Source organism: Streptomyces sp. FIT100, assembly GCF_024584805.1.
In the GTDB taxonomy this organism is placed as follows: Bacteria; Actinomycetota; Actinomycetes; order Streptomycetales; family Streptomycetaceae; genus Streptomyces.
Genome location: NZ_CP075715.1, coordinates 4270296 through 4292875 on the forward strand (window position 1 = coordinate 4270296; position 22580 = coordinate 4292875).

The following is a 22580-nucleotide window of genomic DNA, read 5'->3' on the forward strand; positions in this document are numbered from 1 at the left end:
GGGACCGGAGCTCCGATACCACCAACGGAAAGGGGCGGACCGCTACCCGGACACTTGTGTCAGGAGACAGCGATGTCGCAGTATCCCGATGCCTCCGGAGCGGGTTCGGTCACCCCGAACCTCGACTTCGCGGGCACTACCCCGTACGAGGACTACGTCCAGGCGGACGTCCTCACCCACCTCCAGCACCCCCTCTCCGACGACCCCGGCGAGATGGTCTTCCTGGTCACGACCCAGGTGATGGAGCTGTGGTTCACCGTCATCGTCCATGAGTGGGAGACCGCGTCCGGCGCGCTGCGCCGCGACGACCTGCCGGTCGCGATGGACGCGCTCAAGCGCTCGGTACGGGAGCTGGAGGCGCTGAACACCTCCTGGCGGCCCCTCGCACAGCTCACGCCCGTGCAGTTCAACTCCTACCGCAGTGCCCTCGGTGAGGGCTCCGGCTTCCAGTCGGCGATGTACCGGCGGATGGAGTTCCTGCTCGGCGAGAAGTCGGCGTCGATGCTCGTCCCGCACCGCGGGGCCCCGCGCGTCCACGCCGAACTGGAGAAGGCGCTCCAGCAGCCCAGCCTGTACGACGAGGCCCTGCGGCTGCTCGCGCGCCGCGGCCTGCCCGTCCCGCAGCAGGTCCTCGACCGCGACCTGTCCCAGCGGTACGAGCCGTCGCCCGAGGTCGAGCGGGTGTGGGCGAGCGTGTACGCCGACGACGACCAGCACGCCGAACTCGTCCGCCTCGGCGAGGCGTTGACCGACGTCGGCGAGCTCGTGTGGCGCTGGCGCAACGACCATCTCGTCGCCACCCGCCGCGCCATGGGCGCCAAGGCGGGCACCGGCGGCTCGGCGGGCGTCGCCTGGCTGGAGAAGCGCGCGGCCAAGAACGTGTTCCCCGAGCTGTGGACGGCGCGCAGCCATGTCTGAGACGCGACTCACCGAGCGGGCCGCGGAGCTGGACGCGGCGGACGAACTGGCCAAGCGGCGCGAGCTGTTCGCTCTTGAGGACGGCACCGTCTACCTGGACGGGAACTCGCTCGGCGCGCTGCCGCGCCACGTCCAGGACCGGATGGCCGACGTCATCGGCAGGCAGTGGGGCGAACTGCGCATCCGCTCCTGGGACGAGAGCGGCTGGTGGACGGCGCCCGAGCGGATCGGCGAGCGGATCGCCCCGCTCGTCGGCGCCGCGCCGGGCCAGATCGTCGTCGGCGACTCCACCAGCGTGAACGTCTTCAAGGCCGTGGTCGCGGCGGTGCGGATGGCGCCGGAGGACCGGGACGAGATCCTCGTCGACGCCACGACCTTCCCCACCGACGGGTACATCGCCGAGTCGGCCGCCCGGCTGACCGGCCACCGGACGGTCGTCGTCGACCCCGCCGACGTACCGGACGCGGTGGGCCCGCGTACGGCCGCCGCGCTCGTCAACCACGTCGACTACCGCACCGGCCGCCTCCACGACCTGCCCGGGATCACGGCCGCGCTGCACGCGCGGGGCGCGCTCGCCGTCTGGGACCTGTGCCACAGCGCGGGCGCGCTGCCCGTCGGCCTCGACGAGCACGGGGTGGACCTCGCGGTCGGCTGCACCTACAAGTACCTCAACGGCGGGCCCGGTTCGCCCGCGTACCTGTACGTCGCCGAGCGCCACCAGGGCCGCTTCGACTCACCGCTGCCCGGCTGGAACTCGCACGCCGACCCGTTCGGGATGACCCCCGGCTACACACCGGCCGAGGGCTCGGTACGCGGCCGGGTCGGCACGCCCGACATCCTCTCGATGCTGGCGCTGGAGGCGGCGCTCGACGTGTGGGACGGGGTCGCCGTGGAGGCGGTACGGGCCAAGTCGCTCGCCCTCACCGACTTCTTCCTGGAGTGCGTGGAGGCGTATGTGCCGCGGGGGAGGCTCACCTCGCTCACCCCGGCCGCGCACGCCGAGCGGGGCAGCCAGATCGCACTGGCCTGCCCGCACGCGCCGGCCGTCATGGAGGCCCTGATCGCACGCGGTGTCGTCGGCGATCTGCGCCGTCCTGACGTGCTGCGATTCGGCTTCACTCCGCTGTACGTCGGGTTCGCGGACACCGAGCGCGCGGCCAGGGTCCTGGCCGAGGTCCTGGGCGGGACGCGCGGCTGATCGCGGGGGCCGGGTACGGGCCCTGGCCGGCCGGTCAGCCCGGCCTCGCGGGGCCTGGTACCGTCCCCGCTGGTCAGGCCAATTCGGCCCCCGCACCGAAAGGTTGGAGCAGCATGCCGGACCCCGCCGCCGCTCGCGACGCCGCCGAAGAGGCCTCCGCCCTGTCGCATCCGGCCGTCGCCCCGGATGCCACCGCCGCGTACGGCGAACACCCCGACCAGGTCGTCGACTTCTACGCGCCGCGCGACGCCCGGGACCCGGCGCCGCTCGTCGTGGTGCTGCACGGCGGGGCGTGGCGGGGGCCGTACGACCGGCAGCACATCACCCCGTTCGCGGACTTCCTGGCGCGGCACGGTTTCGCGGTGGCGAACGTGGAGTACCGAAGGGGCGGTTCGCTGCCCCAGCAGCGGGACGACGAAGGGGCCGCGGGCCCGGTGGCCGGGCGCTGGCCGGAGACGCTCGACGACGTGGCGGCGGCGATGGACGCGCTGCCCGGCCTGGCCCGCACCGCACTGCCCCAGGCGGACCCGCGGCGCACCGTCCTCACCGGACACTCCGCGGGCGGCCATCTCGCGCTGTGGGCGGCGGCGCGCCATGTGCTGCCCGCCGGTGCGCCGTGGCGGCTCGCGTCACCGCCGCTGCTGCGCGGGGTCGTCGCGCTCGCCCCGATCGCCGATCTCGTACGGGCGGCGGAGCTGTCCGTGTGCGGCGGCGCGGTGCACCAGTTCCTCGGCGGCAAGGAGCGGTTCGAGGAGCGTGCGCCGTACGCGGACCCGGCGGCACTGCTGCCCACCGGGATCGCGACCGCCGTCGTCCAGGGCCGCGAGGACACCGTGGTGCCGCAGGCCGTCGCCGAGGCGTACGTCGACGCGGCGGCGAAGGCGGGCGAGACGGTCGGCTTCACGCTGCTGGAGGGCGTCGGCCACTTCCCGCTGATCGATCCGGCGGCGGACGCGTGCGCGGTGGTGGCGGAGGAGATCGCCCAGCTCGCCTGGTGAACGGCCCGCCAGGGCTCGTTGCGTTCGCCGGGTGGGCGGCGCGTAGTACCTGGGACGGACGCCGAGGGATCCTCATCACAGGTGACGCCCGTGTGCCTCCGCACCCGTACCTTGGCAGACGTGACCGACACGCAGACCACGCAGCGCATACCGCGCTCCCCGCGCGCCGAGGCCGAGAGCCGCAGCCCCGAGTTCCGCCTGGCGATGGGCGCGCTCGGCGGTCTGCGGCAGGACCTGTTCCATGATCCGTTCGCCTACCGGCTGCTGCCGCCGATGCGGACGGACGGCCCGGTCGTGCGCCGGATGCCGGGCCGGATACGCGGTGGTCTGGCCTGGACCCCGCACGCCTTCGTCGGCTTCCTGGCGTTCATCACCCTGGTCACCGGACTGTCGGCGGGCCACAGCATGTCGAGCGGCGTCGTGGTCCTGTTCACCGCCGCGGTCCCGGCCGCGGCCGTGCTGCTCACGCTGGTGCGGCCGGTCGGCGCGTTCTGGCTGTCGCTGACGTCCACCCCCGTCCTCGCGTTCCTCATCGGCGACCACTGGAGCGGCTGGCCCTGGCCGCCCGGCCCGTTCGCCGCCCATCTCGCCGTGCTGACCGTGGTCGCGCTGCGCACCCGGCCCCGTACGGCCGCCTGGATGTGGCTGCTGACCGCCACCTACGGAGCGTTCGCCGAAGGGATCGCGGGGTACGGCTACGGCGGGAACAGCTGGCCGATGGTCTTCGTCTCGGCGCTCCTGCTGCTCGGCACGACCGTCCTGAACGTGCGCCGTGCGGCCCGCGAGGAGGTGGCCGTCCAGCAGAGCGTCACCGCCGTCGAGCGGGACCGGCGCACCCTGCTGGAGGAGCGCACCACCATCGCCCGCGAGCTGCACGATGTCGTCGCCCACCACATGTCGGTGGTCGCCATCCAGGCGGAGGCGGCGCCGTACCGGGTCGAGAACCCGCCGCCCGAGCTGGTGCAGGCGTTCGCGACGATCCGCGAGAACGCGGTGGCCTCGCTCACCGAGCTGCGCCGCGTCCTCGGGGTCGTACGGGCGGAGGACCACGAGGCCCCGGACGCCCCGCAGCCGACCCTCGCCGACCTCGACGGGCTGATAGCCAACGTGCGCGACGCGGGCCTGACCGTGGAGACCGCGGTCACCGGCGCGGTGCGCGAACTGCCCCAGGGCGTCGAGCTGTCGGCGTACCGGATCATCCAGGAGGCGCTGAGCAACGCCCTGCGCCACGCGCCCGGCGCGCCGGCGAAGGTCGAGGTGGCGTACGTGCTCGGCGGCCTGGGCCTCAGGATCGTCAACGGACCGGCGCGAGGGCTCGTGAAGCCCTCGCCGGGGGCCGGGCACGGCATCACCGGCATGCGCGAGCGGGTGGCGATGCTGAACGGCGAGATGACGGCGGCGGAGACGGAGGACGGCGGCTACGAGGTCGCCGCGTTCCTCCCCGTGGCGAAGGACGAGAGCGCATGACCATCCGGGTCCTGATCGTCGACGACCAGGCCATGGTCCGCGAGGGCTTCTCCGTGCTGCTGAACGCGATGCCGGACATCGAGGTGATCGGCGAGGCGGTCAACGGCCGGGAGGCGGTCGCCCAGGTCACCGCCCTGCGCCCGGACGTGGTCCTGATGGACATCCGGATGCCGGAGATGAACGGCATCGAGGCGACCCGTGAGATCGTCGCGGCCGACGCCGACGCCAAGGTGCTGGTCCTGACCACCTTCGACCTCGACGAGTACGTGTACCAGGCGCTGCGCGCGGGTGCGTCGGGCTTCCTGCTGAAGGACGCGTCGGCGCGGCAGCTCGCGGACGGCGTGCATGTCGTGGCGGCGGGCGAGGCGCTCCTCGCGCCGACGGTCACACGCCGGCTGATCACCGAGTTCTCGCGGATCCCGGCCGCGTCGCCGCGGCCCCCGGCGATGGCCCGGATCGGCGAGCTGACGGAGCGCGAGACGGAGGTGCTGGTGCTGATCGCACAGGGCCTGTCGAACGCGGAGATCGCCGCGCACCTCGTCGTCGCCGAGTCCACGATCAAGACCCACGTCAGCCGGATCCTGGTGAAGCTGGGGCTGCGCGACCGGACGCAGGCGGCGGTGTTCGCGTACGAGGCGAGGCTGGTCACGCCCGGGTAGGGCGACGAGGCCCTGTCGTCTGGATGAGGCCGGATCAGGCCGGATCAGGGCGGATCAGGGCGCGTGCCAGGGCACGCGAGCCGCTGCGGCCCCGGCAAGATCCGAACGGCAGGGCCTAGCATCCGCGTATGGACGCTGCTCCGTTCGCCCCCTGGTCGCCCGCGTTCGTCGCCGACCCGTACCCCGCCTACGCGGAGCTGCGCGCTCGCGGCCGGGTGCACTGGTCCGAGCCGACCCGGCAGTGGCTCGTGCCGCACCACGCCGATGTGTCGGCGCTGCTGCGGGACCGGCGGCTGGGGCGTACGTACCGCCACCGGTTCACGCACGAGGAGTTCGGGCGGACCCCGCCGCCGGCCGCGCACGAGCCGTTCCACACGCTCAACGACCACGGTCTGCTGGACCTCGAAGCCCCCGACCACACCCGGATCCGGCGGCTGGTGGCGAAGGCGTTCACACCCCGGACGGTGCAGGCCCTGGAACCGGCCGTGCGGCGGCTGGCCGCCGGGCTCGTGGGGGAGCTGGTGAAGGCGGGCGGCGGCGATCTGCTCGCCGACGTCGCCGAGCCGCTGCCGGTCGCGGTGATCGCGGAGATGCTGGGGATACCGCAGGCGGACCGGGGCCTGCTGCGGCCCTGGTCGGCGGCGATCTGCGGGATGTACGAGCTGAACCCGACGCAGGAGACGGCGGCGCGGGCGGTGCGGGCGTCCGTCGAGTTCTCCGCGTATCTGCGGGAGTTGATCGCGCGGCGGCGCAAGGAACCGGGGGAGGAGCTGATCTCGGCACTGATCGCGGCGCAGGACGAGGACGGCGGCCGGCTCAGCGAGCAGGAGATGGTCTCCACGTGCGTGCTGCTGCTGAACGCGGGGCACGAGGCGACGGTCAACACGACGGCGAACGGCTGGTGGACGCTGTTCCGGCACCCGGAGCAACTGGCGGCCCTGCGGGCCGATCCGGGGCGACTGCCCACGGCGGTGGAGGAGCTGATGCGGTACGACACCCCGCTCCAGCTCTTCGAGCGCTGGGTCCTCGACGACATCGAGCTCGACGGCACCGTGATCCCGCGCGGTGGTGAGGTCGCGCTCCTCTTCGGCTCGGCGAACCGGGATCCCGCGCGCTTCGAGCGCCCTGACGCGCTGGACCTGGCCCGCGCCGACAACCCGCACATCAGCTTCGGCGCGGGCATCCACTACTGCCTGGGCGCGCCGCTGGCCCGTATCGAACTGGCGGCGTCGTTCGGGCAACTGCTGCGGCAGGCGCCGACGATGAGGGTGGTGGAGGAGCCCGAGTGGGGGGCGGGGTTCGTGATCAGGGGGCTGCGGGGGCTCCGCGTGGAGCTGTGACCTCTTCCCCGGCCCGCCCGCCGTGCGGGGGAGCGGGCCGGGGAGAGAGCGGCGGGACCCGGTCAGGTGCTGAGATCCCGGCGGCGGAAGCCCGCCAGGCCCGCCGCCACCAGGGCCACCGCGATCGCGGTGAGGAGCAGCACCGGGGTCCAGTCCATCTCCGTTCCCGGCAGCTTCGGCAGATGGCCGAAGGGCGAGAGGTTCAGCACGGACTGCGGCAGGTTCAGCGCCGGACCGATCCAGCCGAGCGCCAGGCACAGCCCCGCCACTCCCCACGCCGCCGTCGTCGCCTGCGGGAAGGCGCCGTACAGCAGCAGCGTCAGGCCCGCCAGCGTCCACACCGCGGGGACCTGGACCAGCGCGGCGCCCAGGAGCGGACCCAGCTCCCCGCTGTGGCCGATCGCCAGGCCGGCCCCGCTGAGCAGCAGGATCAGCGCGGCGCCGCCGAAGGCGACGACCAGGTGGCCCGCGGCCCACGGGATGCGGCCGACCGCGTTCGCCAGCACCGGCTCGGCCCGCTGGGACGTCTCCTCGCCGTGCATGCGCAGCACCGACCCGACCGCGTACAGCGCGGCGACCATCCCGAACATGCCGGTCATCGCCGCGAGGAAGGCGTCGGTGAGCGCCGCCTGCCCGCCCATCCGCTCGAAGATCTCCTTGGCCTGCTCGTTGTCGCCGACCAGGTCGGCCGCGCCGCTCGCCATGCCGCCGAAGACGATCCCGGTGAGCAGGAAGCCCGCCGCCCAGCCGAGGAGGGTGGCGCGCTGCAACCGCCAGGCGAGCCCGCCGGCCGTCGCGATCCGGCCCTCGGCCGGTCCGGGGCGGGTGGGCAGGAAGCTCATGCCGACGTCGCGCCGCCCGGCCAGGGTGTACGCGACGACGCACTGCACGGCCACCGCCGCGGTGATCAGCAGGAGCACCCACCAGCGCTCGCCGGCGAAGGCCCGTACGTTCTCCGCCCAGCCGATCGGTGACAGCCAGGTCAGCACCGAGGAACCGTCGGCCGTGCCCGCGTCACCGGCCGCCCGCAGGACGAACGCCAGCCCCAGCACCCCGGACGTCAGTCCCTTGGCGAGCCGGGCGCTCTCGCTCAGCTGGGCGACGATCGCGGCCATCGTGGCGAACAGCACGCCGGTCCCGCCGATCGCGAGGCCGAGGGCGAGCGCACCGCCCGCGCCCTGCCCGGACAGGCCCGCGGTGATCAGCAGCGCCACCGCGGCGTTGGCGATCACCGCGGTCAGCAGGGCCGCGGTCAGCGGCGCCCGCCGTCCCACCATCGCCGAGGACAGCAGCTCCTGACGGCCCGTCTCCTCTTCCTCGCGCGTGTGGCGCACGACGATGATCAGGCTCATCACCGCGGCGAGCACCGCCGCGAAGGTGCCGAACCGCCACGCGACCAGACCGCCCACGCTGTGGTCGAACACCGGCCCGTACATGCTGCGCAGCGAGCTGTTGCCGGCCATCGACACGGCCAGCTGGGCCCGCTCGGCCTCGGTGTCGTACAGCGTCTCCAGCGAACCGACGCCGCTGACGACCATCAGGGTGAGCACCACGACCCAGACGGGAAGCATGACCCGGTCGCGCCGCAGGGCGAGCCTGAGCAGTGCGCCCGTCCCGGCCAGCGGCCGGGAGCCGCCGCCCCGGACGGCGAAGGTGCCGGTCTCGGCGACGGCGGTCATCGTGCCACCGTCCCTGCCGTCTGCTCCGCGTGCAGGTCGTCCTGGTAGTGGCGGAGGAACAGCTCCTCGAGCGTCGGCGGGGTGCTGGTCAGCGACCGTACTCCCGACTCGGTGAGCGACCGCAGCACCGCGTCCAGCTTGTCCGTCTCGACCTGGAACCGCACCCGCTTGCCCTGGACGTCCAGGTCGTACACGCCGGGCAGGTGCGAGAGCCCGTTGGGCGCGCCCGCGAGCTCCGCGGTGACGCTCGTACGGGTCAGGTGGCGCAGGTCGGCGAGGGTGCCGGTCTCCACGGTGACGCCCTTGCGGATGATGCTGACGCGGTCGCAGAGCGCCTCGACCTCGCTCAGCACATGGCTGGAGAGCAGGACGGTCCGGCCGCGGTCGCGCTCCTCGGCGACGCAGCTCTGGAAGACCTCCTCCATCAGCGGGTCGAGGCCGCTGGTCGGCTCGTCGAGGATGAGCACGTCGACGTCGGAGGCGAAGGCGGCGACGAGGGCGACCTTCTGCCGGTTGCCCTTGGAGTACGTACGCCCCTTCTTGGTGGGGTCGAGTTCGAACCGCTCGACCAGCCGGTCGCGGCGCGCCTTGTCGAGTCCGCCGCGCAGCCGTCCGTAGAGGTCGATGACCTCGCCGCCGGAGAGGTTGCGCCAGAGCGTCACGTCTCCGGGGACGTACGCGACCCGCCGGTGCAGCTCGACGGCGTCCTTCCAGGGGTCCTTGCCGAGCAGCTGGGCGGCGCCCGAGTCGGCGCGCAGCAGGCCCAGGAGGACCCGGATGGTGGTGGACTTCCCGGCGCCGTTGGGCCCGAGGAAGCCGTGGACCTCGCCGGTCTCGACGCTGAGGTCGAGACCGTCCAGTGCGTGCGTCCGCCCGAACGACTTGTGCAGTCCGGAGACGGTGATGGCCTTCGTCATGGTTCAGAACGTACGGTGGTTTCACAAATTTGTGAAGTTAAGAAAGCGTATAAACTTGACGTGGGGCCGTGAGCAGGGGAGATGATCCGGTGGTGACTGAGCAGACCGAGCGGAAGCCGGATGAAGGGGCGGTGTCCGACTTCGTCGAGCGCTTCGCCGCGCAGTTCGTCGAGGCGGGTGTGCCCCGGATGCCGTCCCGCGTCTTCGCCGCCCTGATCGCCTCCGAAACCGGAGTGATGACCTCCGCGGAGTTGGGCGAGCAGCTCAAGGTCAGCCCGGCCGCCGTCTCCGGCGCGGTCCGCTATCTCGCCCAGGTCACCATGGTCTCCCGGGAACGCGAACCGGGCTCCCGGCGCGAGCGCTACCGCGTGGCCAGCAACCAGTGGTACGAAGCCATCGCCAACCGGGACCAGCTCCTGCGGGCCTGGGAGGACACCTTCCGCGACGGGATCGCCAAGCTCGGGCCCGACACGGGGGCCGGACGCAGACTGGCGGAGACGCTCGCGTTCTTCGAGTTCCTGGAGGCCGAGTTGGCCGGGATGATGGAGCGTTGGCGCACGGTGCGCGCCGAGAAGTTCGGCGAGAGCGGCTGACGCGTCGGGGCCGCACCGCTCGTGCGGCACGGCCCCGGACCCGGCCCTGTCACGGACCCGGCCTTGTCACGGCCCTGGCTTTGTCACTGCCCCAGCCCTGTCACTGCCCCGGCTTTGTCACGGCCTCGGCCCTGTCACGGCGTCGCCAGCGCCTCCGTGGGGGAGAGGCGCGCGGCGCGGATCGCCGGATAGAGCCCGGCCAGCGCGCCGATGGCGATGGTGGCGCCGACCCCGCCGAGCACCGCCCACGGCGGTACGACGGCGGGCCACCCCTGGTAGACGGCGTAGCCCGCGGTGACCGCGGTGCCCAGGAGCGCGCCCCCGGCCCCGCCCAGCGCGGAGAGCAGCAGCGACTCCGCGAGGAACTGGGTGCGGATCTGGCCCCTGGTGGCGCCGAGCGAGCGGCGCAGGCCGATCTCGGCGCGGCGCTCAAGCACCGAGATGACCATGGTGTTGGCCACCCCCACCCCGCCGACCAGCAGTGCCACCGCCCCCAGGCCGAGCAGCAGTCCGGTGAACGCCTCACCAGCGGCCTGCTGGGCGGCGAGCGCGTCGGACGGGCGGGAGACGTCGACCTCGTTGGGCGCCTCCGGGCTCGCCGTCGCGCCGAGCACCGAGCGGACCGACTCCACCCGGGACTCGTCCGAGCGCGTGTAGACGGTGGCCGGGTGGCCGTCGAAGCCCAGCACCGACTCCGCGGCGGGCCAGCCGGTCAGGGCCGCGCTGTCCAGCTCGGGCGCGAGCGGCGCCGGATCGAGGATGCCGACGACGGTGAACCACTCGCCGCCGACGAGGACCCGGACCTCCGATCCGGCCCTGGTCACTCCGAGCCGCTCGGCCGCCTCCGCACCCAGCACCACCGCCGGATACCTGCCGGTGGCACCGTTGAGCCAGGTGCCGCTGCGGACCGTGGCCCCGACCGTGTCCAGCAGGTCGGTGCGTACGGCGTAGGCGGCGATGCCGCCGGTCTGCGACGCGGGGATCCGGTCGGTGCGGTAGACCTTCGCCCCGCTGATCCGCCCGATCGCCGACACCGAGTCCACCGGACCGATCCGCTCGATCATCGCCTCGGCCGTCATCGGCAGCCTCGCCTCCTCGCCCAGCAGCGTCTGGCCGGGCGCGACGGTGAGCAGATTGGTGCCCAACGCCGCGAGCGTCCGGTCCAGTTCGGCACGGGAGGAGGACGAGATGCCGACGACCGCGACCATCGCCGCGATGCCGATGGCGATGCCGAGCGCGGACAGGAACGCCCGCATCGGCCGGGTGCGCAGCCCGACGCCGCCCACCCGCACGACGTCGCGCGGCCGCATCCGGGCCGGCTGAAGGACGCCCGCCATCACACCACCCCCAGTACGGCGGGGCGCCGGAACGTGTCGGCGACCACCCGGCCGTCCCGCATCCGCACCTGCCGGGGCAGGCTCGCGGCGATCTCCCGGTCGTGCGTGATGATCACGACCGTGGTGCCCGCGGCGTGCAGCTCGCGCAGCAGCGCCATCACCCCGGCGCCGGAGACGGAGTCCAGGGCGCCGGTCGGCTCGTCGGCGAGGAGCAGCGGGGGCTCCCCGGCCACGGCCCTCGCGATGGCGACCCGCTGCTTCTCGCCGCCGGACAGCTCGTGCGGCTCGTGGTCCATGCGGTGGGCGAGACCGACCCGTTCCAGTGCGGCGGCCGCGCGCCGGCGGCGTTCGCCCGGCAGCAGTCCGCAGTAGAGGAGCCCGTCGGCCACGTTGTCCAGCGCCGTGGTGCCGGAGGCGAGGTGGAAGTGCTGGAAGACGAAGCCGATCGTGCGCGCCCGCAGCGCGGAGAGCCGGTTGTCCTTGAGGGCTCCCACGTCGTGGCCGTCGATGCGCACGGTCCCGGACGAGGGCCGGTCGAGGGTGCCGATGATGTTCAGCATCGTCGACTTGCCCGAGCCGGACGGGCCGACGATGGCGGCCAGTTCACCGCGGCGGATCTCCAGCGAGACACCGTCGAGGGCGGCGACTGCGCCGGGGTAGACCTTGGTCGCATCCGTCAGGGAGATCATCGCGGCATCCCCACGGTCATGCCCTCGGCGATCCCGTCCCCGGAGATCTCGACGCGGCCGTCGGCGAAGAGGCCGGTGTCGACGGGGACGTAGCGCGTGGTCGTGCCCTCGACGGCCTCCACGCCGTAACCGCCCTCCTGGAGTGCGACGAGCGCGGCGACGGGGACGGTGAGTACGTCCTTGTGCTCCTCGGCCGTGAAGGTGACGTCGACGGAGGCGAGGGCGAAGGCGGCCGCCGCCTTCTGGTTCTTCCCGGCGCCCAGTTCGACGATGGTCTCGATCCTCGTCTCCGGCTCGGTGTCCTGGCCGCCCTCGCCCGGCTCGATCACGGTGGACACCTCGGCGATCGTGCCCTTGGCACTCGTACCGTCCGGGAAGGCGATGGCGACCTCGGCGCCCTTCTTCGCCAGCCGCTGGTCGGCGACGTCGAGTTCGGCGGTGACGACCTGGTCGGTGCCGGTGTACGAGAGCACCTTGCCGCCCGGTCCGGCCGCATCCCCTTCCGCGGCGGCCAGGCTGTCGACCCGTACCGCGGCGGGCGCGAACACCACCCGGCCGAACTCGACGGCGCCGGTCTCGGGCAGGCCCTGGTCCTCCTGCCACGCCTTGACCGCGTCGGCGGTGGCGTCGGTGAACTCCTCGTCGACGGTGAAGCCGGTGTGGCCGAGGGCGGCCAGGTTGCGCTCCAGTTGCTCGACGTCGGGCCCTTCCGTGATGCCGGCCTTCATCGCGCGGTACGCGGGCACCGGGCCGTACATCAGCGTGACGGGCTTGTCGTCGACCTTGAAGAGCGGCTTGCCCCGGCTGATCGTGTCCCCGCTCGCGGGCAGTTGGGTCAGCGTGCCGGGCAGGCGGGAGCCCAGGCCGGTGGCCGGGCCGTAGCCGAGCTCGCCGTCGGCACTCTGGGTGTCCTTGAGGGTCCGACGGGTGACCTCGGCGGTGCTCGGCGGCAGCGCGGCCGCCGGGTCCGTACCGCCGTCCCGGCCGTCGAGGTCGATGCCGATGCCCAGCGTGGCGGCGGTGGCCGCGCCGGCGGCGGCGAGGACGAGGAGGGCGACGGCGATCTTCCTGCCCCGGCCCTTGCGGCGGCGGGGGCGGAACCGGGCCGAGGCGGCATCGCTTTTCGCGGACCGGCCGTCGGAGGTGAGGCTCTCGGCGGCGCTGCCCTCGGTGGAGCTGCTCTCGGCGGTGTGTTCCTCGGCAGAGCTGCCCTCGGCGGAGTCGCTCTCGGCGGTGTGTCCCTCGGCGGAATCGCCCTCGGTGGAGTGGCCGTCGGCGGGGTGGCCGTCGACGGTCGGTGCGCTCGTCACTGGGCGCCGCCCTTGCCCTCGCCCCGGAGGATCTTCTCGCACTCCTTCTGCGCCTTCGGGAAGTCCGGGTCCTCACCGATCTTCTTGTCGATCCTGATCCCGCCCTGGCCGGGCTCGGGGTCGGGCAGGTCGACGCCGTTCCCGCGCATGCACTCGGCGAACTCCTGGGCCTTCTTCTCCATTTCCGGGCCGGGCCGCTTGCCCTCGCCCATCGGGGAGTACTGCTTGCAGGCATCCTGCGCCGCCTGCATGTCCGCCTGGCTGAGGCCCTCCTGCTTCCTCATCATGATCTTGCCGTCGACCGGGTCCTCCATGCCGATGCCGTGTTCGCGCATGCACTGCGCGAACTTGAGCCCCTTCTCCTCCTGGCTGAGGCCCGAGGCGGCGCTGCTGCCGCCGGCCGGCTTCTTCGCCCCGCCGGCCGATGCCACCTCGCTGCCGCCTTCGTTCGAGCCGCAGCCCGTCAGGGCAAGGGTGAGCGCCACGGGTATCGCCGCGAACGCCCCGAGGGTCCGCCGCCTTTTCGCCGGACTCTTCATCGCCGTCTCCTTCCACCGGCCGGACCTGCTCCGGCCGCCCGGGCAGCGATGCAACGCGGCGGGGCGTTTCGGCACCGTTTCCACCGGAGCTAACAGGGAGCAAACACCGCGTCGGCCACGATGTGCCGGGCGCGAACCGGGAGAGGACGGACGGACAGGTGCGGGTGCTGGTGGTGGAGGACGAGCCGATGCTCGCCGACGCGATAGCGGAGTGGCTGCGTGACGACGCGCACGCCGTCGACGTCGCGCTCGACGGCGGGGCGGCGCTGGAGCGGATCACGGTCAACGACTACGACGTGGTCGTGCTCGACCGGGACCTGCCCGTCGTGCACGGCGACGACGTCTGCCGCGAACTGGTCGGCTCCGAGTCGGCCGCGCGGGTGCTGATGCTCACCGCGGCGGCCGAGATCAGCGACCGCGTCACCGGCCTCTCGCTGGGCGCCGACGACTATCTGCCCAAGCCGTTCGCCTTCCCCGAGCTGGCGGCCCGCGTGCAGGCGCTGGGCCGTCGGGCCCGCCCGGCCGCCCCGCCCGTGCTGCGCCGGGCCGGCATCACCCTCGACCCGGCGCGCCGCGAGGTCTTCCGGGACGGGCGGTACGTCCCGCTGTCCCGCAAGGAGTTCGCCGTGCTCGACGAACTGCTGCGCGCCGACGGGGCCGTGGTCTCCGCCGAGCGCCTGCTGGAGAAGGCATGGGACGAGCACACCGACCCGTTCACCGGGGTGGTGCGGCTCACCATCCTCAAGCTGCGCCGCAAGCTCGACGATCCGCCGGTCGTCGAGACCGTGACGGGAGCGGGGTACCGGATCCCGTGAGCGCTCTGCACCCCCGCCGCCCGTGCCTGCCGCGCCGCCCGTGCCTGCCGCGCCGCCCGCGCCCGCCTCGCCTCCCGCGCCTGCCCCGCCGCCCGCGCCGTCTGCACTTCCCGCGCTTTCTGCGCTTCCCGTGCCGCTCACGACGCTTCACGCTGCGGGCCCGGCTCACCCTCATCTACGGCGGCCTGTTCCTCGTCGCGGGCGTCGTCCTCCTCGGCGTCACCTACGCGCTCTTCACCCATCAGCTGTCGCAGTCCGGACACAAGTTCCTCGCCAGGACGGAGCTGCCCGGCACCCGGACCCAACCCCCGGGTACCGGGACCGACGCACCCGCGGGCCTCGGGAAGCAGAAGGACATCGTCGTCTTCACCCGGAGCGGCGATGTCTTCAGGGGCGCCGAAGCCGTGGCGCGCATGGAGCAGGAGCAGGCGGCGCTGCGCGAGGCGGCGACCACCTCGCTCCTCGCCCAGGGCGGCATCGCGCTGTTGATCGTCGGAGGCGCCGCGGCCGGCTTCGGCTGGCTCGTCGCGGGCCGGGTCCTCGCCCCGCTGCACCGGGTCACCGACACGGCCCGGCGGATAGCCGACGCCCGCGTCGCCGACCGCGGCCTGCACGAGCGCATCGCCCTGCGCGGCCCGGTCGACGAGGTCAAGGATCTCGCCGACACCTTCGACACCATGGTCGAACGGCTCGACCGGTCCTTCGACGGCCAGCGCCGCTTCGTCGCCAACGCCTCGCACGAGCTGCGCACCCCGCTCACCCTCGGCCGCGCCCTGGTCGAGGTGGCCATGCACCGCAGGACGGCGTCCCCGGACGTCAAACAGCTCGGCGAGAACCTGCTGGGGATCAACTCCCGCCACGAGCGGCTCATCAACGGCCTGTTGCTGCTCGCCGACTCCGAGAACGAGCTCACCGACCGCCGCCCGGTCGACCTCGCCGATGTGGTCGAGCATGTCGTCGCCCAGACCGCACCGGAGGCGAAGAAGTCCGGGATCGCCGTCCACGACACCGCCGGCGAGGCGCCCACCACGGGTGACGCGCTGCTCCTGGAGCGGCTGGTGCACAACCTCGTCGAGAACGGCATCCGCCACAACACCGGGGACGGTGGCTGGGTACGGATCACCAGCCGCACCCGGGACGGCGACCTCGTCGAGATCGAGGTGAGCAACACCGGCCCGGTGGTGGCGCCCTACGACATCCCGGCCCTCTTCGAGCCGTTCCGCCGCCTCGGCGCCGACCGCCTGGTCACCGCCAAGGGCGCGGGGCTCGGCCTCTCCATCGTCCGCTCGGTCACCCGCGCCCACGCCGGGGAGGTCACCGCCCGCCCCCGCGAGGGCGGCGGCCTGGTGGTGACGGTCAGCCTGCCGCTCAGCACCCGGGACCACGTCCTCGTCCCGGACTGACACGGGCGGCGGGTGGGAGCCGCGGCACTGAGCAACAGAGCCCGTGCGTCGACAGGTCTACCCGGATCGGCTTCAGCCGCCGTTTCCGTTCCGCACACTCCTCGGGCCCAACTCATGGTAGATGCGGAGGCTACGCCCTTATTGGGTGCATCGTTACGTTTTCGTCATCGCGCGGTACGCAACCGTGGTGCATGCCACTGAAGCGATTTCGGATCCCGATTCTCCTGGAGAAAGTCGTCCCTCTTGCTGGGTCTACGTTTTGAGGTGGTGCTTGACCTGCACTGATTCATTGAAGGGGAAGTTGTGGAAGCAGAACGCATGGTGGTGTCTCCTGCGGCAAGGGGGCAGCTGTGGCCACGTGGCAGAGGGCTGCGACGCATATCGGCCGGACTCGTCCTGGCTGTCTCGCTGTCGCTTCTCGCCGATGCGGAAGGCGCGTTGGCCGTCACCAGCACGAGGGCACCTGAGGCGGGGAAGGAAACCGAGTCGGCGTCGGCGGCCGACATTCCCTCGGCCAGGGTCGCGGCCCGCCTGTCCGGCAATCGCGTGGAGGCGCTGTCCGAGCGCACGGAGACCTCTACGACGTGGGCGAACAAGGACGGTTCGCTCACCACCGAACTCTCCTCCGGTCCCGTCCGGTTCGAGCGTGACGGCAAGTGGACCGACATCGATGTCGAACTACGCGAGGCGGCCGGCGAGGTCGAGGCCAAGGCCCACCCGGGTCGGCTCAGGCTCGCCGGCAGGGGCGGCGCCGTCCCGAAGTCCCTGGCCGCGGCGGGCAAGGCGGCCGCCCGCGATCTGGTCACTCTCGGGGAGGGGGATGAACAGATCACCCTGCAGTGGAAGGGCGGCCTGCCCGCACCGAAGCTGGACGGCACCCGGGCGACCTACGAGAACGCCGTGCCCGGCGCCGATGTGATCGTGGAGGCGACTCGCACCGGCTTCGAGCAGTACGTCGAGATCAAGGAGAAGCCCGCCGCTCCCGGCTACTCCTACACTCTGCCGCTCAAGGCCAAGGGGCTGAAGGCCGAGCAGCAGAGCGACGGCAGCGTCCTGTTCACCGACAGGAAGAACAACAAGCGGGCCGTGATGCCCGCGCCGGTCATGTGGGACTCCACCGTCGACAAGAGGTCCGGGGAGCACACACGGCGCGTCCCGGTAGCGATGAAGGTGGAGCAGAAGGGCTCCGCAGTCAGCCTTGTCGTCACCCCGGACGCCGATTTCCTCGCCGACGAGGACACGAAGTACCCGGTGACGGTCGACCCCTCGACCTCGTCGCTGAGCAACGTCTTCGACACCTACGTTCAGCAGGGCGAAACCCGCGACTGGTCGACGGACACCGAGTTGGACCTCGGCAACCCGGGTACCAAGAACAGCGACGGCACCGCGCGCACCGCCCGTTCCTTCATCACGTGGAACACCGCACCGATCCAGGACGCGCTGGTACAGGGCGCCAAGCTGTCGCTGTGGAACTTCCATTCAGGCAACAACGAAGACTGCAAGGCCTACCCGTGGGAGGTGTGGTCCACGGCGGCCGCGTCGACGTCCTCGCGCTGGGCCGCCCAGCCGGCGTGGACGGCGAAGAAGGCGACCTCTTCCGAGACCAAGGGCAACCCGTCCTGCACCTCGGCGCCTGACGGCTGGATCAACGCCGACGTCACCGCCCTGGTCCAGGAGTGGGCCTCTGCCAAGGCAACACGCGGCCACATGGGGCTTCGCGCCTCCAGCGAGAGCGCCGTCCCCCAGTGGAAGCGCGTCAACTCCGCCAACGCGGCGTCGAACCCGCCGAAGCTGGTGGTCAACTACAACTACCGGCCGCGCACCGGCACCAAGCAGGAGGCGGGCCCGCCGTACTCCGCCTACGGCGGCGCCTACGTGGTCAACACCACCACACCGACGCTGCGGGACACTTTCGTCGACGCCGACGGTGACAAGGTCAACGGCACGTTCCAGATCTTCGACAGCGCCACCGGCACCCAGGTCGGCGATGTCATCGTCTCCCCCTACGTGCCCTCGGGCCAGGCCGCTTCGGTGACCGTCCCGTCCGGTGTGCTGGCCAACGGCAAGACGTACAAGTTCCGCACATCACCGTACGACGGCACCCACTACAACACAGGCTGGTCGGCGTGGAAGAGCTTCACGGTCGACACCAGCGCCCCGTCCGCCCCGACGAAGATCACGTCGACGGACTACCCCGCGAACGCCTGGGTGAAGGGAGCAGGCCAGGCCGGTACCTTCACGGTGACGCCGTCCGCCACCGACCACGACTGGCTGGAGTGGTCGCTGGACGGCGTGACCTGGACCAAGGTGACTACCGGTGGCTCCGGCGCGAGCAAGGCCATCACCGTCGTACCGCCCAAGGACGGCACCCAGACACTCCAGGTCCGGTCCGTCGACAAGGCGTCCAACACCTCGGAGCCGGCCTCGTACACCTTCCACGCCGGCCCGGGTGGCTTCGTCCAGCCGGCCGACGGCGAGCGGACCGCGCGCCGCGTGCCGCTGATCGCCGAAGCCGAGGCGGGCAGGTACGACCATGTCTCCTTCTCGTGGCGGCGCTCCGCGGCGGACACCTGGGTGAAGATCCCGGTGACGGACGTCACGGCAGGCGGACAGCCGCTGTCCGCCTGGCCGGTTCCCCTCACCAACGGCAAGAATGCGGCCCTCGTGTGGAACGCCACCGACACCGTGAGCCCCGACGGAACCGTACAGATCAAGGCCGACTTCACCGGACCGGACAGCGCCGCCGGCGCCACCCAGCCGCTGACTGTCGTGGTGGACCGTGACGCCGACGGCGCCGCGTCCTCCGACGTCGGCCCCGGCTCGCTCAACCTGCTGACCGGCGATTACACACTCTCCGGCACCGACGTCTCCGTGCTCGACATGAGCGTGACCCGCAGCGCTTCCTCCCGTGCGCCCACGGCAGGTGCGGACCAGGAGGGCCAGGCTGCGATCTTCGGCAAGGAGTGGGTGACAGGCACGGCCGCACAGGCCGTGCAGTCCGACTACTCCGAGATCCGCAGGACCTCGGCAACCTCGCTGGATGTCGTCACCGCCGAGGGAGGCGCCATCTCCTTCACGGCCAACGCGGCCAAGACGGGCTGGATCCCCGAGCCCGGCGCGGAGAACCTGACCCTCAAGGGCAGCCTCACCAGCGGCGACCTCACCGTGTCGGACACCGACGGTGCCGTCACCACATTCGGCCGGGTCGGCACGGCCGGCACCGCGTGGACGGTGAGCCGCTCCCTGACGGACGGTCATGCCGACTCCACCACCGAAATCGTCTCCGAGTCCGTGACCGTGAACGGCAAGGTTCTCGCCCGTCCCAAGCGGATCATCGCGGCCACCAGCGCCATCACCGTGGGCACATGTGAGGCCACCCCGTCCGCAAAGGGTTGCCGGGTCCTGGAATTCGTCTATGCCCCCTCGACCACTGCGACTTCCTCGGTACTCGGGAATGTGAAGGACCAGGTCTCCGAGATCCGGGTATGGGCCACCTCCCCCGGCGCGGCAGCCGCGACCATGACCAGCGTCGCCAAGTACGCCTACGACGACGCCGGCCGGCTCCGTGAGACCTGGGACCCCCGGATCTCTCCTGCGCTGAAGACCACCTACGCATACGACCCGGCGGGTCGGGTCACCCAGCTGACCCCGCCCGGACAGCTGCCCTGGACGTTCTCCTACGGCAAGGTCGGCAACGATGCGGTCGCCGGCAGCGGCATGCTGCTCAAGGTCACCAGGCCGACCCTGAAAGCCGGCTCCGCCGGTGAGACCGACGGCAACACCGCCCAGACCAGCGTGGTCTACGGAGTGCCGCTGACGGGCAGCAAGGCCCCGGAAGCCATCGGTGCCTCCGATGTGAAGACATGGGGACAGCTCGACGCGCCCACCGACGCCACCGCCGTCCTCCCCACGGACACCCGGCCTTCATCGCATGACGGCAGCGCACTGACGGCGGCCGACTACCGGCGCGCCATGGTGTCCTACCTCAATGCCTCGGGCCGCGAGGTCAACACCCTGGACCCGGGGAAGAACGTCACCACGACGGAATACGACCAATTCGGCAACGCCGTCCGCGAGCTCTCCGCCGCCAACCGGTCACTGGCCACCGGCGCCTCCGCCGCGGAGAAGGCCACGCTGGCTGACCTTGGTATCGCGACACTGCCCGTCGCCGAGCGCGCGGAGCTCCTGTCGAACCGCGGCATCTACAGCGCTGACGGCTCACGCGAACTGGAGACCCTGGGACCGCTGCACCGAGCGGTACTCGAAGCGGATCTCAAGGACGGTACGACAACGGTGGCGGCGGCAGGCGACCCGATGACGGTCCGCCACCGCACCGTCAAGGAGTACGACGACGGGCGTCCCACCGATGGCACCGCCACCGTCTCCGACAAGGTCACCAAGTCCACCGAGGGCGGCCGACCACGCAACTGGCCCACGCTGAACGCGGACGCCCGCGTCACCCAGACCGTGTTCGACTGGGCCAAGGGGCAGCCCACCAGCACCATCCAGGACCCAGGCGGCCTGGCCATCACCGAGAAGGCCGCCTACGACAAGGCCGGACGCCAGATCAGCCGCAGTATGGCCGCCTCCTCCGGCTCGGATGCCGGCACTCTGATCACCGAGTACTACACGGGTGACGGAACCGGAGTGTGCGGCGGCCGTCCCGAGTGGGCTGACGAGGTCTGCCGTACCCGTCCCGCCGCGGCCGTCACCGGTGGCGGCAGCAATCCGGCCGAGCTCGTCACCACGCTCGCCGAGTACGACCGCTGGGGCGAGACGTCCAAGCTGACCGAAACCGCCAACGGCACCACACGGGTCAGGACCACCGAGTACGACGCGGCCGGCCGCGCCGCCAAGGTGACCGTCTCCGGTGGCATCGGCGCCGCCGTTCCCGCGGTGACGACGGCCTACGACCCGGACAGCGGCAAGGTCGCCACGATCACCTCCACCGACGGCGGCACGATCAAGAAGGGCTATGACAAGCTCGGCCGTCTTCTCACCTACACCGACGCCGACGGCGGGGTGACCACGAGCACGTACGACGCCGAGGGCCAGCCGGTCCAGGTCAGCGACAACGTGCCGTCGAGCACCACGTACAGCTACGACACCACGAGCGATCCGCGCGGCTTGCCGTCCGCCATCACGGACTCGGTGGCCGGTACGTTCACCGTCGGCTACGACGCCGACGGCCAGGTGCGGACCCAGAAGCTGCCCGGCGGCTTCACCATGCGTCAGCGCAGCAACCCCGCCGGCCAGCCGACGGAGCGGACCTACACCCGCGACAGCGACGGAACGGTCCTCTTCTCCGAGACCCTGCTGCCCACCGTGCACGGTCAGCGCGCTACGTACACCGGCTCCGCCGGCCGGACCGCCAACCAGACGTTCGCCTACGACAAGGCAGGACGACTCTCCAGGACCCGGGACGACACGGTCGACGCCGTCTGCGTGACACGCAGCTACACCTTCGACAAGAACTCCAACCGCAAGACGCGCGCCACCGCGGCCGCGGCCCCGGGACAGGCGTGCACCACCAGCGGCGCGACGACCACCAGTCACGCCTACGACAGTGCCGACCGGCTCGTCGACAGCGGCTACGGCTATGACGCCCTCGGGCGCACGACGGCCGCTCCCGGCACCGCGCTCGCGTACTACGCCAACGACCTGGTCCGCCAGCAGACGGCCGGCTCCCAGCGGCAGACCTGGACCCTCGACTCCCAGCTGCGCTTCCGGGGCTGGACAGTGGAGTCCAACACCTCCGGCGGCTGGACGAAGGCCCAGTCCAAGCTGAACCACTACGGTTCCGACGCGGACAACCCGCGCTGGATCGTCGAGGACACCGCAACCGGGGCCCTGACCCGCAACGTCAACGGTTTCGACAACGGCCTGGTGGCGACCACCGCCAAGAGCGGCAGCACGGTGCTCCAACTCGTCAACCTGCACGGCGACGTGGTGATGCACCTGCCGACCACGGCCGGCCAGGCCGTCACGGTGCTGAGCACGGACGAGTACGGCAACCGTGCCGAGGGCCCGAGCACCGTCCGCTACGGCTGGCACGGCGGTCAGCACCGCTCCTCCGAGACGCTGACCGATCTCGTGCTGATGGGCGTGCGCCTGTACAACCCGGCCACCGGCCGGTTCCTGTCCGGCGACCCGGTGCCCGGTGGCAGCTGCAACGCGTACGACTACGCGTGCGCGGATCCGGTCAACAGCGACGACGTGACGGGGTGTGCCACCTGCCGCGTGCCGAAGCACGCCTGGACCGGACGCAGCTTCACCACGGTCCTGCGCACCACCGGCTGGAGCTACGGCAGTTGGCAGAACTACAACTACCACTGGGTCTGGGACGTCGTCAGCGGTGACAAGGGGCCGCTGCCGATCACCGCGTGGAAGCGCCAGTACCGGTACCGCAAGCAGTACGTCTTCAAGTGCAAGGTCGTGGCCTGGTACGGCTGGGGCCGGCAGAAGATCCTCGCGACCCATGAGACCCGCTACCAGTACTCCTACCGGGACCGCACCACGTACCGGATCGCCTTCACCGGCATCAAGTGGACGCGGACCGGAGGCTGGAGCTGGACCCGGACTTCGCGGACGTACGTATCCAGCTCGAGCATCGTCTACACCCGCGGATAACCCCTGATCTGCGACCCGACAGCGGTGGGGGCGCTCCGCGCTCCGGCGTGGAGCGCCCCCACCCCCGCGCATCACCGACCAACCCGGC

16 protein-coding genes are annotated in these 22580 nt (G+C 71.9%); 10 read left to right on the forward strand and 6 right to left on the reverse strand.

The genetic code is table 11. From position 1 onward, the window contains the following. The first annotated feature begins 72 nt into the window (after nt 1-72). From kynA to KK483_RS19295, 6 genes are all read left to right on the forward strand, one after another. Nucleotides 73-918: a tryptophan 2,3-dioxygenase gene (gene kynA / locus KK483_RS19270; RefSeq protein ID WP_262006452.1), complete on the forward strand. Its 846-nt coding sequence runs from the start codon at nt 73-75 to the stop codon at nt 916-918. Then, nucleotides 911-2116, forward strand: coding sequence for a kynureninase (kynU, locus tag KK483_RS19275; protein ID WP_262006453.1), 1206 nt, complete (start codon nt 911-913; stop codon nt 2114-2116). The genes kynA and kynU overlap by 8 nt, the downstream gene beginning before the upstream one ends. A 113-nt stretch (nt 2117-2229) precedes the next feature. Continuing rightward, nucleotides 2230-3114, forward strand: a complete 885-nt coding sequence (locus tag KK483_RS19280) for a S9 family peptidase (protein ID WP_262006454.1) — start codon at nt 2230-2232, stop codon at nt 3112-3114. A 111-nt stretch (nt 3115-3225) separates the two neighbouring features. Beyond that, nucleotides 3226-4581, forward strand: coding sequence for a sensor histidine kinase (locus KK483_RS19285; RefSeq protein WP_399014335.1), 1356 nt, complete (start codon nt 3226-3228; stop codon nt 4579-4581). Then, complete coding sequence (locus tag KK483_RS19290) at nt 4578-5240, forward strand: response regulator transcription factor (protein WP_262006456.1); 663 nt, start codon at nt 4578-4580, stop codon at nt 5238-5240. The genes KK483_RS19285 and KK483_RS19290 overlap by 4 nt, the downstream gene beginning before the upstream one ends. Before the next feature lie 128 nt (nt 5241-5368). Next, nucleotides 5369-6580, forward strand: coding sequence for a cytochrome P450 (locus KK483_RS19295; RefSeq protein WP_262006457.1), 1212 nt, complete (start codon nt 5369-5371; stop codon nt 6578-6580). Nucleotides 6581-6642: 62 nt separating this feature from the next. Here KK483_RS19295 and KK483_RS19300 read toward each other — a convergent pair whose 3' ends face one another. Both KK483_RS19300 and KK483_RS19305 read right to left on the reverse strand, forming a co-directional pair. Then, complete coding sequence (locus tag KK483_RS19300) at nt 6643-8259, reverse strand: ABC transporter permease (protein ID WP_262006458.1); 1617 nt, start codon at nt 8257-8259, stop codon at nt 6643-6645. Beyond that, entirely contained in the window at nt 8256-9176 is a 921-nt protein-coding gene (locus tag KK483_RS19305) for an ABC transporter ATP-binding protein (protein ID WP_262006459.1), read from the reverse strand. Before KK483_RS19305 ends, KK483_RS19300 begins: the two co-directional genes overlap by 4 nt. 89 nt (nt 9177-9265) lie before the next feature. On the opposite strand from KK483_RS19305, the gene KK483_RS19310 reads away from it, so the two are divergent. Continuing rightward, nucleotides 9266-9769, forward strand: coding sequence for a GbsR/MarR family transcriptional regulator (locus tag KK483_RS19310; RefSeq protein WP_262006460.1), 504 nt, complete (start codon nt 9266-9268; stop codon nt 9767-9769). A gap of 134 nt (nt 9770-9903) precedes the next feature. Here the strand turns inward: KK483_RS19310 and KK483_RS19315 are convergent, their stop codons facing one another. From KK483_RS19315 to KK483_RS19330, 4 genes are read right to left on the reverse strand one after another with little or no spacing between them, the layout of a single operon-like run. After that, nucleotides 9904-11106, reverse strand: coding sequence for an ABC transporter permease (locus KK483_RS19315; protein ID WP_262006461.1), 1203 nt, complete (start codon nt 11104-11106; stop codon nt 9904-9906). Continuing rightward, nucleotides 11106-11795, reverse strand: coding sequence for an ABC transporter ATP-binding protein (locus tag KK483_RS19320; RefSeq protein WP_262006462.1), 690 nt, complete (start codon nt 11793-11795; stop codon nt 11106-11108). Before KK483_RS19320 ends, KK483_RS19315 begins: the two co-directional genes overlap by 1 nt. Next, nucleotides 11792-13105 carry an efflux RND transporter periplasmic adaptor subunit gene (locus KK483_RS19325; RefSeq protein ID WP_262006463.1) on the reverse strand — a complete coding sequence of 438 codons (1314 nt, stop codon included), beginning with the start codon at nt 13103-13105 and terminating at the stop codon, nt 11792-11794. The genes KK483_RS19320 and KK483_RS19325 overlap by 4 nt, the downstream gene beginning before the upstream one ends. Further along, nucleotides 13102-13644 carry a hypothetical protein gene (locus KK483_RS19330; protein ID WP_262006464.1) on the reverse strand — a complete coding sequence of 181 codons (543 nt, stop codon included), beginning with the start codon at nt 13642-13644 and terminating at the stop codon, nt 13102-13104. The genes KK483_RS19325 and KK483_RS19330 overlap by 4 nt, the downstream gene beginning before the upstream one ends. Nucleotides 13645-13802: 158 nt before the next feature. On the opposite strand from KK483_RS19330, the gene KK483_RS19335 reads away from it, so the two are divergent. From KK483_RS19335 to KK483_RS19345, 3 genes are all read left to right on the forward strand, one after another. Beyond that, entirely contained in the window at nt 13803-14459 is a 657-nt protein-coding gene (locus KK483_RS19335; protein WP_262006465.1) for a response regulator transcription factor, read from the forward strand. A gap of 119 nt (nt 14460-14578) precedes the next feature. Next, nucleotides 14579-15862 (forward strand): HAMP domain-containing sensor histidine kinase, encoded by a 1284-nt coding sequence (locus KK483_RS19340; protein ID WP_262009598.1) that lies wholly within the window; start codon nt 14579-14581, stop codon nt 15860-15862. A 318-nt stretch (nt 15863-16180) separates the two neighbouring features. After that, on the forward strand, nt 16181-22492 hold the full coding sequence (locus tag KK483_RS19345) for a DNRLRE domain-containing protein (RefSeq protein WP_262009599.1): 6312 nt from the start codon (nt 16181-16183) through the stop codon (nt 22490-22492). Nucleotides 22493-22580 lie beyond the last annotated feature (88 nt).

Excerpts from the sequence above, each read along its gene's own strand:
- kynA (WP_262006452.1), top strand. The coding sequence starts at position 73 with ATGTCGCAGTATCCCGATGCCTCCGGAGCGGGTTCGGTCACCCCGAAC.
- kynU (WP_262006453.1), top strand. The coding sequence starts at position 911 with ATGTCTGAGACGCGACTCACCGAGCGGGCCGCGGAGCTGGACGCGGCG.
- KK483_RS19280 (WP_262006454.1), top strand. The coding sequence starts at position 2,230 with ATGCCGGACCCCGCCGCCGCTCGCGACGCCGCCGAAGAGGCCTCCGCC.
- KK483_RS19290 (WP_262006456.1), top strand. The coding sequence starts at position 4,578 with ATGACCATCCGGGTCCTGATCGTCGACGACCAGGCCATGGTCCGCGAG.
- KK483_RS19295 (WP_262006457.1), top strand. The coding sequence starts at position 5,369 with ATGGACGCTGCTCCGTTCGCCCCCTGGTCGCCCGCGTTCGTCGCCGAC.
- KK483_RS19300 (WP_262006458.1), bottom strand. The coding sequence starts at position 8,259 with ATGACCGCCGTCGCCGAGACCGGCACCTTCGCCGTCCGGGGCGGCGGC.
- KK483_RS19305 (WP_262006459.1), bottom strand. The coding sequence starts at position 9,176 with ATGACGAAGGCCATCACCGTCTCCGGACTGCACAAGTCGTTCGGGCGG.
- KK483_RS19315 (WP_262006461.1), bottom strand. The coding sequence starts at position 11,106 with ATGGCGGGCGTCCTTCAGCCGGCCCGGATGCGGCCGCGCGACGTCGTG.
- KK483_RS19320 (WP_262006462.1), bottom strand. The coding sequence starts at position 11,795 with ATGATCTCCCTGACGGATGCGACCAAGGTCTACCCCGGCGCAGTCGCC.
- KK483_RS19330 (WP_262006464.1), bottom strand. The coding sequence starts at position 13,644 with ATGAAGAGTCCGGCGAAAAGGCGGCGGACCCTCGGGGCGTTCGCGGCG.
- KK483_RS19345 (WP_262009599.1), top strand. The coding sequence starts at position 16,181 with ATGGTGGTGTCTCCTGCGGCAAGGGGGCAGCTGTGGCCACGTGGCAGA.